This window comes from Niallia sp. FSL M8-0099 (genome assembly GCF_038006945.1).
Taxonomy (GTDB): Bacteria; Bacillota; Bacilli; order Bacillales; family Cytobacillaceae; genus Niallia; species Niallia circulans.
Genome location: NZ_JBBOWF010000002.1, coordinates 740778 through 753306 on the forward strand (window position 1 = coordinate 740778; position 12529 = coordinate 753306).

General features: G+C 34.5%; 13 protein-coding genes. 3 read left to right on the forward strand and 10 right to left on the reverse strand.

Annotated features, from left to right (window positions below):
* Window positions 1-6: 6 nt before the first annotated feature.
* From NSQ92_RS18385 to NSQ92_RS18400, 4 genes are all read right to left on the reverse strand, one after another.
* Window positions 7-582 (reverse strand): hypothetical protein, encoded by a 576-nt coding sequence (locus tag NSQ92_RS18385; RefSeq protein WP_172859918.1) that lies wholly within the window; start codon window positions 580-582, stop codon window positions 7-9.
* Between the two features lie 292 nt (window positions 583-874).
* Complete coding sequence (locus NSQ92_RS18390; protein WP_144544645.1) at window positions 875-1054, reverse strand: hypothetical protein; 180 nt, start codon at window positions 1052-1054, stop codon at window positions 875-877.
* A gap of 185 nt (window positions 1055-1239) precedes the next feature.
* Window positions 1240-1815, reverse strand: a complete 576-nt coding sequence (locus NSQ92_RS18395; RefSeq protein WP_047943859.1) for a GNAT family N-acetyltransferase — start codon at window positions 1813-1815, stop codon at window positions 1240-1242.
* Window positions 1816-1845: 30 nt separating this feature from the next.
* Window positions 1846-2364 (reverse strand): VanZ family protein, encoded by a 519-nt coding sequence (locus NSQ92_RS18400; RefSeq protein ID WP_053215766.1) that lies wholly within the window; start codon window positions 2362-2364, stop codon window positions 1846-1848.
* A 257-nt stretch (window positions 2365-2621) separates the two neighbouring features.
* Here NSQ92_RS18400 and pepF point away from each other — a divergent pair, with 257 nt between their 5' ends.
* Window positions 2622-4433 carry an oligoendopeptidase F gene (gene pepF, locus NSQ92_RS18405; protein ID WP_341153048.1) on the forward strand — a complete coding sequence of 604 codons (1812 nt, stop codon included), beginning with the start codon at window positions 2622-2624 and terminating at the stop codon, window positions 4431-4433.
* 99 nt (window positions 4434-4532) lie between these two features.
* Here the strand turns inward: pepF and bglA are convergent, their stop codons facing one another.
* The gene (bglA, locus tag NSQ92_RS18410) at window positions 4533-5972 is read right to left on the reverse strand and encodes a 6-phospho-beta-glucosidase BglA (protein ID WP_047943857.1); all 1440 of its coding nucleotides are present in this window, start codon (window positions 5970-5972) and stop codon (window positions 4533-4535) included.
* Between the two features lie 198 nt (window positions 5973-6170).
* Between bglA and NSQ92_RS18415 the strand changes: the two genes are divergently transcribed.
* Both NSQ92_RS18415 and NSQ92_RS18420 read left to right on the forward strand, forming a co-directional pair.
* Window positions 6171-6881 carry a GntR family transcriptional regulator gene (locus NSQ92_RS18415; protein WP_047943856.1) on the forward strand — a complete coding sequence of 237 codons (711 nt, stop codon included), beginning with the start codon at window positions 6171-6173 and terminating at the stop codon, window positions 6879-6881.
* Window positions 6882-7005: 124 nt separating this feature from the next.
* Window positions 7006-7602: a hypothetical protein gene (locus tag NSQ92_RS18420; protein WP_053215765.1), complete on the forward strand. Its 597-nt coding sequence runs from the start codon at window positions 7006-7008 to the stop codon at window positions 7600-7602.
* Between the two features lie 228 nt (window positions 7603-7830).
* Here NSQ92_RS18420 and NSQ92_RS18425 read toward each other — a convergent pair whose 3' ends face one another.
* The 5 genes from NSQ92_RS18425 to NSQ92_RS18445 form a co-directional block, all read right to left on the reverse strand.
* A complete protein-coding gene (locus NSQ92_RS18425; protein ID WP_341153049.1) occupies window positions 7831-9384 on the reverse strand; it encodes a methyl-accepting chemotaxis protein in 1554 nt (517 codons plus the stop codon).
* A 305-nt stretch (window positions 9385-9689) separates the two neighbouring features.
* Window positions 9690-10487 carry a DUF4097 family beta strand repeat-containing protein gene (locus NSQ92_RS18430; RefSeq protein ID WP_047943854.1) on the reverse strand — a complete coding sequence of 266 codons (798 nt, stop codon included), beginning with the start codon at window positions 10485-10487 and terminating at the stop codon, window positions 9690-9692.
* The gene (locus NSQ92_RS18435) at window positions 10480-11040 is read right to left on the reverse strand and encodes an HAAS signaling domain-containing protein (protein WP_047943853.1); all 561 of its coding nucleotides are present in this window, start codon (window positions 11038-11040) and stop codon (window positions 10480-10482) included. The genes NSQ92_RS18430 and NSQ92_RS18435 overlap by 8 nt, the downstream gene beginning before the upstream one ends.
* Window positions 11033-11356 carry a PadR family transcriptional regulator gene (locus NSQ92_RS18440; RefSeq protein ID WP_047943852.1) on the reverse strand — a complete coding sequence of 108 codons (324 nt, stop codon included), beginning with the start codon at window positions 11354-11356 and terminating at the stop codon, window positions 11033-11035. The genes NSQ92_RS18435 and NSQ92_RS18440 overlap by 8 nt, the downstream gene beginning before the upstream one ends.
* Window positions 11357-11606: 250 nt before the next feature.
* On the reverse strand, window positions 11607-12506 hold the full coding sequence (locus NSQ92_RS18445) for a ketose-bisphosphate aldolase (protein ID WP_047943851.1): 900 nt from the start codon (window positions 12504-12506) through the stop codon (window positions 11607-11609).
* Window positions 12507-12529 lie beyond the last annotated feature (23 nt).

Sequence of the window (12529 nt, forward strand, 5' to 3'; positions counted from 1 at the left end):
TAAACGCTATTGCTGCTCGTCTTTCTTGAGGATTCTAAATTTCAACAATAACCTAGTAAACCAATATGCTACAAATACAATAAATAAATCCAAAAGGAATAAATGAATAACGTTAATTCCTCCATGAAACGTTACCAAGCCCATTGATTTTTCAATATTAGCGCATATAAAAGTATACACAGCACTCAATAACACGGTTAGGATATAAAAGTTTTTCTTGCGATTCGTTGCATATTGATACACTAGCATAAACCCTACTGGCAGAAAGGAACCTGTAATATTTAATGCATTAGGAAGCACCGGTGTAAGAAAGTGGGTATGTGTTAAGAAATTAGTTCTACTCAGTGCAAGGTCTATGTATGCCCAAAGTAGATGAACAGTATAGCCAAAGAATAATATTTCAAATAATCTCCTTCTGTCTACCATAAAATATAATATGATTAATGGTACTAATAAAGATAGAAGAATGATCCAAAACTGCCATGTAGCAAAATCTGAATATTTATCCCAATAGGAAGAATATAAAGAATGCAATTGTCCATTTATTTCATTAATTTTATCCCAATATTCCTTGTAGTTCATTTTATTCATCTCCTTCTAAAAAAATTTCCATTATTGAAGGTAGAGGCATGTTTAAGGATCTCCAATAATCGAAGTTAGAGACCTATTTTTTGTCCACACATCATCATGAGTTATTTCTCTACTTTAAATAGTTTGTACAATTTATTGGTAATTACTCATAAAAAAATGGAAAAAGCTCTTTCAATTTTCCACACCTTGAAATGATTCTAAGAAGAGTGGATGCAGAACTACCTATTATTTCATAGAAAAAAGGCCAAGTGCATTTTCCACTTGACCTTGTTATATATGTGCTCTATAATTCTGATTTCAGCTTTTTTATATAAGAAGGAATTAGATTTTCTCGGCTGCAATTATTGCAATAGAATTGTTTTACGATGTCATCACATAAGTATGTTTTTAGCACAAACGCTGGAATACGTTGAGGCAATCCACAATGCTGGCAGAAAAATACGTATCCAACCTCTTTCTTCATGGACCTCACTCCATTCAGTTATTTTCCACGCCTACTTAATTCCGGTGATGCTGTAACTTCTATACAATTTACCCTTTTATTCCTGATTTTCTACTATTATACTAATAAAATATATGTTAAGCATGAGTACGAGAACTTAATTTTCATATTACTTTTACCTAACATAATATTCCTTTGCACTGTTTTTATTTATTTATCTTTCCAGCATTTGATTTGTTTCCGTCTATAAATGCTTCCCATTCTTCTCTTAATATCCCCATCCGTATGGAGTCATAATATACACCGTTATAGTAGCGGCACTTTCTCATGCGTCCTTCCATTGTCATGCCCAGCTTTTCTCCTACCTTTATCATTCGCTCATTCCCTGACCATGTTGTATATCCAACTCGAACTAATGGCAAAGTCTTAAATAAATGGTCGATCCATAGCTTCAATACCCGCGTTCCATATCCACCACTCCAGTAGTTTGGATTATAGATAACTATTCCCATCTCTAACCATTTGGACGGTTCATGTTCCCAGTAGTAGCCAACCGTTCCTATTAGTTCTTCCCCTACAACAATTGCCCAGTAATCATCTCTTTCTAAGAAGCGCTCTTTTTGAGTTTTTAAGAATCCTTCATAACTTAATGCTTTATGTGCATAATACGGAGCATCCCATTTTTTCCATTCAGGATTTTCTTCTTTAAATGCCAGTGTCCAAAGCTGATAAAGATCTTCCTCCTTAATCGGTCTTACTGTTAATTCTTTATCTTGGTACAATCACTTCACTTCTCCTTTCTTTAGGAATCCCTAAAACCTTCCCTTCGTTTTCCTCTTTTTAAAAAATATAGTACCTATAAAACCAATGACTAATCCTAATATAACGCCAGTTCCGTCGATAATGATGGCGTCTTGCCAATGGCCTGTTCTTCCGGGAACAAAGCTTTGGTGCCACTCATCTGTTAATGCATAAGCAATAGAAAGAGCACCACTTAATAGATACACCCATGGTCGTTTGATTTTCGTTTGCATCAGGGTGAGAAATAACAGCAAAGTTAAGAGGCAATAACCAATTACATGCCCTGCTTTTCGAAATAAAAATTCGATAAAACCATATGGGTCAGAATCCGAAGAGATAATCTGGCCATCATACTCAAATGTTATAGAGGGGAATGGAACATTTGTCAGGTCTATCTTATCTCGTAAAAATGGCTTAATATCCTGTTCTTCATACGGCATATGGGAGAACATAAAAATGATAAACATGGAGACAATGCAGATAAAAAATAATAAATAAAATCTTTTTTTTCGTGAAAACTTTAAGGGCAATTTCTTTTCATTCCTTTTTGTTTATTCCAATTTCAGCGGTCATTCTTTTACCTTAAAATGTAAAATTTGATGAAATGGTGAGTTTTAACCATTATACAATTATTTATCATAAGAAGCGTAGTTTTTTATCTTTATCTTCTACAAATTATCATTAAAAAATATAATAAACAAAATATTCCTATAGTTCAATTTTTTATTGTATAATCAAACTAATCGTTTCGAAAAACGAAATAAATAGGTGACAGAGGAGAATGTTTATGAATAAAGAAATGGAAAAAACACTTTATCGTTCCGAAGTTCCTTTCGAACAAACCTGGAATTTGCGCGATTTGTTCGAAAGCGAAGCTGATTGGAAAAGGGAAGTAGAAGCGATTGAAGAAGATATTCCTACTGTGACACAATTTAAAGGGAAGCTTCACCAAAACGCTAAAATCTTGCTAGATTGTCTAAAAGCTCGAGATGCATTGGATGAAAGATTAGTGAGAGTTCTCACTTATGCAAACCTTAATCAATCTGCAGACGGATCTAATCCTTCCAATCAAGAGAACGATGCAATTGTTTCTTCCCTCTATGCAAAAGTAAGCTCAAGCCTTTCTTTTATTAATTCAGAGATTCTTACGCTTGCAAACGATAAAATAAATACATACCTGAACGAGGAAGAAGAACTACAGCTTTTTTCCAAAACACTAACGGACTTAATGGATTTGAAGCCACATATGTTAACACCTGAAGCAGAGGAAGTATTAGCAGCATTTGGTGAAATCCAGCGTTCTCCTTATATGATTTATCAAAGAAGTAAAACATCAGATATGGAGTTTTCCTCCTTTATAACAAGTGACGGGACAGAATATCCTTTGACATTTAATTCTTTCGAAAAGTACGAAGAATCGGCAGATAAAGAAGTAAGAAGAAAAGCATATGAAGCCTTTTCGGCTGGCCTTAACCGTTATAAAAATACATATGCGGCTACCTATGGAACAGAAGTTAAAAAACAAATAATAGAATCTCGTTTACGAAACTATGAATCTGTAACAGACATGCTTTTACAAGAACAACAAGTCACAAAAGAAATGTACCATAACCAATTGGATACCATTCTTACAGAATTGGCTCCACATATGCGCAGATTCGCCAAATTAAAAGAGCGTGTATTAGGTTTAGAAAAAATCCATTATTGTGATTTAAAGGCTCCGCTCGACACATCCTATGATCCTAAAATTACGTACGAGGAAGCTTCCAAGCTTATCTTAGAAGCGCTTAATATTATGGGACCAGAATATATGGAAATAATGGAAAAAGGCTTAAAAGACCGCTGGGTAGACTTAGCAGATAACTATGGAAAACGATCAGGCGCCTTCTGCTCCAGCCCGTATGGAGTACATCCATACATTTTAATGACATGGCATAACTCAATGCGTAATACGTTTACCTTAGCACATGAACTTGGACATGCTGGACATTTTGCTCTTGCTGGCAAAAATCAAATTATTTCAAATACCCGTCCATCTCGATACTTTATTGAAGCTCCATCCACCATGAACGAAATGCTTTTGAGCAAGTATATTATGAAACAATCTTCTAACAATCAAATTAGAAGATGGGTAATTCTCCAATCACTAGGAACGTATTATCATAATTTTGTTACCCATATTTTAGAAGGGGCACTCCAAAGAAAAATTTATGAATTAGCAGAACAAGGAACTCCGATTACAGCTAAAGTATTATGTGAACAAAATATCGATGTCTTAAAATCATTCTGGGGAGACAGTGTGGAAATAGATGAAGCAGCAGGCCTAACATGGATGCGCCAACCCCATTATTATATGGGTCTTTACCCATATACGTACTCCGCTGGGCTTACAGCTTCAACTGCCGTATCAGCAATGATTGAGGAAGAAGGACAGCCTGCTGTTGAGCGCTGGTTAAAAGTTTTAAAAGCCGGCGGCACTTTAAAACCATTCGATTTAATGAAACTAGCAAATGTAGATATGTCCACCCCTGAGCCAATCCGAAAAGCAATTGCCTATGTTGGAAGCTTAATAGATGAATTAGAAGCAAGCTATAATTAAAAAATACTAAATTTATTTCTCGCAAAATAGTAAATTTCATTAAAAATCAAGTATACAATACAAAGAAAGGAAGAGGAAAACATCCCCTTCCTTTTTCTATTACAGCTTTTCCCCGTTTGACTTAATCACTTCCTGATACCAATAAAAGGAGTCTTTTTTCGAACGGCTCATGGTTCCTTTCCCTTGATTATCTCGATCTACATAAATCATTCCATAGCGTTTTTTCATTTCTCCTGTTGTAAAGGAAACAATATCAATAATTCCCCATGGCGTATATCCAATCAAATCTACTCCATCATACATTACCGCTTTCTCTAATGCTTCAATATGCGCCTTTAAGTAGGCAATTCTTTCCTTGTCATGAATAGAGCCATCAGCTTCGACAGTATCAATAGCGCCAAATCCATTTTCTACAATAAATAAAGGTATTTGATAGCGGTCATATAGACGATTTAACACATAGCGCAGACCTGTCGGATCAATGGACCAGCCCCAATCGCTTGCTTTGATGTACGGATTTTCAACCGCATTTGGCAAGGCGCCATTTACAATATCCCCTGTATTATTATTTTTCACATCGCTCTTTACGGTAGTGGACATATAGTAGCTAAATCCTAAATAATCAACTGTCCCATTGCGTAAAATCTCAGCATCCTCTGGCTTCATTGTAATCGAATAGCCTTCTCGCTTAAATTCCTTTAAGGCATAACTAGGATAATATCCACGAACTTGCACATCTGGGAAGAAATATCTTTGTCTCATTTCTTCTTCCGCTAGCATCACATCTTCTGGATTAGAAGAAAATGGATAGATAGGAATATGGGAAACCATTGCTCCAATTTGGAAATCAGGATTTATTTTTTTGCCAATAGACACAGCTAATGCACTTGCAACTAGCTCATGATGAGCAGTTTGATACATCACTTCTTTCGCATTTTCTCCTTCTTTGACGGTTACTCCAGAATTTGTCCACAAAAAGAGCGGATTAGAAACATCCATTTGATTGTTGATTTCATTAAAAGTCATCCAGTATTTTACTTTGTCTTTATATCGATGGAAGCATGCTTCGGCAAAGCGGACAAAACAATCAACTACTTTTCTATTTCTAAAACCGCCATATTCTCTTGCTAGATGTAACGGCATTTCAAAATGGGATAAGGTAATAACTGGCTGTATTCCGTATTTAAGTAATTCATCAAATACTTGGTCATAGAAGCGCAGTCCTTCTTCATTCGGTTCTAATTCATCCCCTTTTGGAAAAATTCTGCTCCAGCCAATGGAAGTTCGTAAACACTTTAACCCCATTTCAGCAAACAAGGCAATATCCTCTTTGTAACGATGGTAAAAATCAATTGCTTCATGATTTGGATAAAATTGATTTTCTTCAATCAAGTCTGTTATTTTCCTAGGTACTCCATGAGCACCTGCTGTCATAACATCTACTACACTTGGACCTTTACCGCCTTGATTCCAACCACCTTCAAATTGATGTGCAGCTAATGCTCCACCCCATAAAAAATCTTTCGGCATTTTGCTCATCCTTATTTTCCTCCTTTTTATACTATTAAATTGTCTTTTCCTTTACATTATTTTTTAGATTACACTTATATTATAATTGTACCGGTACAATATGATAAATACAATATAATATTTTTATACCTAATTAATCCAAATGAGTTTTTTTCCTATATATGCTATAATCCAGCTATAACGTTTAAGATAATCGAGGTATATATTATGTTAAAATACCAGCAAATCGCAGAAGAAATAGAAAAATATATTGAAGAGCATGGCTTAAAGCAAGGCAGTAAGCTGCCAGTTATTGAGACATTAATGAAGCAATTCGAGGTTAGTAAAAGTACGATTACGAAAACGCTTGAGCTTCTTGAAAAAAGGGGAATCATTTTTCAAGTAAGAGGCAGTGGAATTTTTGTAAGACGACAGAATCGAAAAGGCTATATCAGCTTGCTTTCCAATCAAGGATTTAAAACAGATTTAGAGGATTATACTCTAACCTCCAAAATAATCGAATTAGAGATAAGAAAACCGACTGAGGAAATTGCCCTAAATTTAAATATGGAGCTTCACGAGGAGGTTTATTACGTAAAGAGAATTCGCTATATTAACGGCCAAACTCTTTGTTTAGAGGAATCTTGGTATAATAAAGCCTTCATTACGTATTTAAATAAAGAAATCGTAGCGGAATCTATTTTTCATTACATAACAAAAGGCTTAGGGCTAAAAGTAGGCTTTTCAGATGTGTATTTACATGTAGGGAAATTAACGGAAGAAGAAGCTGCTTATTTGGGATTAGAAAAAGATAATCCTAAATTATTGGTAGAGAGCATTTTTCATCTAACTAATGGGCAGCCTTTTGACTTTTCAAAAGTTACCTATAACTATGAACAATCCCAATTTTTTATCCAGGCAAATAGTCATTTCTTTTAACTGAGGTAACATATAGCTAATCAGGAAAAGTTTCCTAAATCTGAAAAAATATATAATTATTGAAACATTCCTATATTTCCTTTCGTATAACAGGTAGTACATAATTGAAAGGTTGGAATAGATAATGTTAATGGAATTAAAGGATGCTTTTCTTTTCTTAATGGACATCTTTAAAGGAAAACTCCCATTACACGATTTATATTTATTAGTATTCATTATAGTTGTGACATCAATTGCTGAAACCATTCAGGAAAAAAGAAAACCGTCAAACAGGAGTAAAAACGCCATTTTTATATATTTGAAATGGATACCTATCTCCTTTTTGGCTAGTTCTATTTATCTAACAAGTTTTTATTTTCTCACCAATATATTTACAAAATTCTTTTTTACAGCAGAAGTGTTTCATCAAGAACAAAACGTACGCTCTATTGCGTTAATGTCTTTGACTATGACAAGTATTGCTGCGCTAATTATTGCTATTTGGAGACTATATTCATTTTTCATTGTAAAAAAAGCCCTATTAACTTTGATAAGTAATTCGTTGTTAATAGCTATTGGTGTATACTTTATTAACATGTTATGGTATGAAGCTCTCAGAATGCCGATATGGTGTTATGGAATAATAGGATTGGTTAATACAATCTTTATAAGCTTTTTACTTTTAAAAGAGAGAGAAAACTTGCAAAGTAATTCATCTCCTATTAACGCAGTAGATCAATAAATGAAGCAGCTTGGTGCTCGCCCACTAGCAAGCTTATGCAATCTGCGGATGATTACCACTTATACCGAATAAAAAACGAACAATTATACAATATATGCACATAATTGTATAATTGTTCAGACCTATACTTGTTCGAAATCCTTGGGTACTTGCCTCCTTAATTTTTTTCGATCTTTTTAAATTTGATCTAGAAAATCTCACACAGTTTCTCTTTTTTTACATTCTTTCTTAGATTTTAAATCGGTGCACTAGTTCTTGAAGCTCCTCTGCCATTTTAGATAATGCCATGCTTGAGCTTGTTATTTCTTGGAATGAGGCAGTTTGTTCTTCTGTTGCTGCTGCAACACTTTCCGTTCTTTCTAAAGTTTCGCGAGAAGTATGAGCTATTTCTTCCACTGAATCTTGTACCTCTTGTACTTCTGCCGTAATTTCTTGTGCTGTTTCTGCCATCTTTTTAATATGATCTGCAATGGATTCAACACGATTTAATATTTCCTTAATATGTTCATTTGTAGTATCAGATAATTTCGTACCAGCATCTACATTTTCTATTACAAAAGACATATTTTTTTCTGTCGTGTTTGAGTGGTCATGAATAGAACTTATCAGATCGTGTATTTGATTTACAGAAGTACCTGTCATTTCTGATAGCTTTCGAACTTCCTCTGCTACAATCGCAAATCCTTTTCCATGTTCTCCTGCTCTTGCTGCTTCAATGGATGCATTCAATGCTAGCAGATTGGTTTGATTGGATATATCTTGAATACTTGCAAGTACCTCATTAATTTCATTTGTACTTAAAACAAGTGATTTTAATCCATCTCCTGCTAAATCAACAGATGCATGAATTGCCTCCATCTGCATTTGCATTTCAGTCAATGCCAATTCCCCTTCTTTTGCTTTTTCTTTAATAAGCAGAGATTCATTTGCAACTTCGCTGGCAGTATGGGCCACATCCTTAATATTTTTCAAGGAATTATTAACTTCTATTAAACTATTCTGGGTAAGTGAATCTTGCTTATTTCCATTCTCTGCAATGGTTTGAACAGCATCCGCCACTTGCTCTACCGCTACAGTCGATTGTTCCATACTGGAAGCTAATTCATCTGAAGCTTGTGCAACATTTTTAGACGTCTGCCCTACACTTTTTATCATTATTTGAAGAGAATCGACGAATGCGTTAAACGAATGTGCTAATTGACCAAATTCGTTTTTCCCATTCACATTTACTCGCTGTGTTAAGTCCCCTTCTCCAGAAGCAATACTTTGAAGTTGATTATTAATTTTATTTAATGGTCGTAAAATAGACTTTAATAACAGAAAACCTAAGACAATACTCAATAGTGCTGCCACGATGATAATTACGATTAATACCGTTTTTGTTATTTTATTATTTTTTTGATTTTGTTCTTCCAACTGAATAACATCTTGATTAATATGTTCCACTAATTCATTAACTGCCGGATCTAAAACTTCTTTCCTTAATGTCCGTAAATCCCCAAAATGGAGTTTTTCTGCAGCAGATGGATCTTCGATATAAGCCCCAGGCACTTTGTCACTTGTGGCTAAGTACGTTTGTAGACTGGATTGAAACGTTTGGATATCTTCTTTATACTCATAATAATTAGATAAAGTCTCCATTGTTTTCAAAGTATCATGAATGTCTGACTCTTTCTCATTAATTCCGTCACTATATTCTTTATTTCCGGTAAGAAGAAAGCCACGCTCGTCATTAGAAATTCCAGCAATTCGATATTGCAAATGAGTAACTAGACGCTGCATTTCTTTTGCCTCTGTCAGTTCTTTACTATTTGCAATTAACGACTGACTGCAGACTCATATTGCTAAATCCGCCAATCCCCAACAAAGAAATAATTAAAATGAAGAAAATGATTGCCAATTGATATTTTATTTTCATTCTATCCCCCTGAATGCTTCTAGCTTTATTCTTTTGTCCATTTACTTTCTATATATCGGAGGCTTTTATTTTTTATATAGTTTGAATGCGATACCAAATTTTCTTTTCACAAGAAAATTTATATTTATATCGGCAGATAAAAAAGACAGCTTAAAAAAGCTGCCTTTTTTTAATTCCCCACCCTAATTTTCCCATTATTTGTTTTCAGCTTTACTTTATTTTCTCCGTTTCCAATCACGGTACTTCCTTTGTATTTATCTAAAATATTGATGCTGCCATCATCAACTTGAACATCGAATGTGACATTTGTTGGTTCCTTATCTGTTACAATTTCGATACTGCCATCATCTGTTTCCAGCTGTATCGCCTGATCCAATGTGGCAGTTTTCATCGAAATTCTCCCATTATTCGTTTCTCCTTTCACGCTTCCGCTTACATGATCCAGCGATACTCTTCCATTGTCAGAGTTTACTTCTACACTTCTGGATTGAATATTTTGCAGATGGATGCGACCATTATTACTTTCTGCCTGTACTTGCTCAACCATTAGGTCCGCTAAATCAATCTTTCCATTATCATTATTTATGCGAAGGGATTTATATTCCTTCACAGGTACAAGAATTTTTAAGGTAAGTGATTCATCTATAAAATTCATCTGAAAAAAGCTAATTTGTTTTTCATTCCAATTTACAACCAGTTTTTCCCCAACTACCTTGGCAGTAAAACTTCCCTTCGTTTCAGAGGAACCTTTTCCTTGCAACACAACCTTTGTTTCCTTCTCTGCTGTGGGAATAATTTCAATCCCTGCATTATTGGAATCTACTTCAATTCCAGTAATATCATTTTCCTTAAATACTTTCTCTTCATGAATATCTATACTGTTATCGCGGAATGTTAGGAATGCCCCTATGCCGCCAATTAGAACAAGAATAAGTCCAGTGACCATTAATTTTTTTAGACTAATCATGCTTTTGGCCTCCCTTCACCAATTTTGCATTAAATTTCAAATAATTGATAAAGCCTTTTGAAGAAATTCTTGTAATGTAATACATACCAATTACAATAAAAATTCCTAATCCCACTAGCAAAATGGTCATAAATAATTTAAAAAATGCAAAACTACCTGGATGAAAAACACTGTCCACAAGAACAAGTAGTGGGGAGAGTATAAAAGACGCACCAACTATCCACCCTGATAGAATAAGGGATGCTATCACAAGAAATGGTCCAAGTACAATAACCAAATTAAAGAATCCTAAACCAATAACCGCCCATACTGCTCGAAGAATATTTCCCGTTGTTCTGCTTTTTTCCACCTTTTCAAGGTGATAGGCAGCTATTAATTCTTTCGTAATTTGCTGAGGAGATCCTAAAGACTTGGCTATTTCTTCCTCTGTTTTTCCATCTTCTTTGCCTATAAAAAAATGTTCTTCATAATCATGGATGATATCTTTTCGTTCCTCTTGCGGAAGCTTTTTTAATCCAGCTTGGAGCTGTTTTAAAAATTGCTCTTTAGTCATTATTTACACCTTCTTTTATTAATTGATTGACACCATTAGAAAATTCATTCCATTCCGTAATAAGTTTATTAAGATAGGTTCTTCCTTTATCGGTTAACTTGTAGTATTTACGCGAAGGACCTTCTGTTGACTCTTGTAAATAAGTTGTAAAATATTCTTCTTTTGTTAATCTTCTTAAGAGGGGATAAACAGAGCCCTCTGAAATTTCAATTTGATTGGATATCTTTTGAACGAGTTCATAGCCATAGCGGTCCTTTTTATCTAAAAGAACAAGTACACATAACTCTAAGACACCCTTTTTAAACTGTACATTCATCTTTTCCACCTACCTTTATTCATCATTCAGTACCTTATAATAAACAGTACCATAGTAAAAATAATACCTATTGCCAATAATATACCATTTAGTATTGTTCATTGCAAGGTACTGATTAAAAAATAAATTTAGATTTCTCTTTAAAACGATTAAAATAGCACAGAAACCTATATCTGCACCATTTAATGAGGACATAAAAAAATAATTCGATTATAAAAAAAGAGAGGATTATCTCCCCTCTTCCTACTGCTTATAACCATTCTCTACGCCATGCCGTCACATTTTCTTCTCTGTAAATTTCAGCTTTTCCAATGGATTGAAATAAATTCATTTTATATTTTACTATTTCTTTAGCTGCATCAATGCATGCTGGATATATTGCGTTAGGATCCCAAAGCTCTGTTTCAGCTAAAATCTCACGGCATTTTTTATAAAATGCGTACTTATAATCTGATGAGATATTCACTTTTTGAATACCAATCTGAACAGCCTCTGCAATTTCTTCATCTGGATTAGCTGAGCCGCCATGAAGCACAAGAGGAATGTCGACCGTTTCTTTAATTTCTTTTAAAATATCCATTCTCAACTTTGGCTCCATATCTTTTGGATAAATACCGTGACAAGTACCGATTGCAATTGCCAATGTATCTACCCCTGTTTTCTCTACAAATTCTTGGGCGTCTTCTGGTCTAGTATAAATTACCTCCGATACCCCGCCCTCTACTGATGTACCTGTATTTCCAATTGTTCCTAATTCTCCTTCCACTGATACTCCCAGCGAATGGCTCACTTCTACTATCTGTTTCGTTAACTGAATATTTTCTTCTAAAGAAAGCAAGGAGCCATCAATCATGACGGAACTAAAGCCTGCATGAATCGCCCGCATAATATCAGCCATATTTCCGCCATGATCTAAATGCAGAACAAATGGAACATGGCTATTTTTAATTCTCGTTAATACATAAGAGAAAAAATCATCTTTGACAAAGTCTAATTCAGTTGGATGTACTGCAATTATCGCAGGAGAATTATTGCTTTCTGCCTCTTCAACTACTACTCTCAAAAAGTTACTATCTGCTACATTAAATGCTCCAACGGCAAATTGATGTTTTTGTGCTACTTCTAATAACTGCTTCATATTTAATAACATAATATATTCCTCTTTTCTTTAAA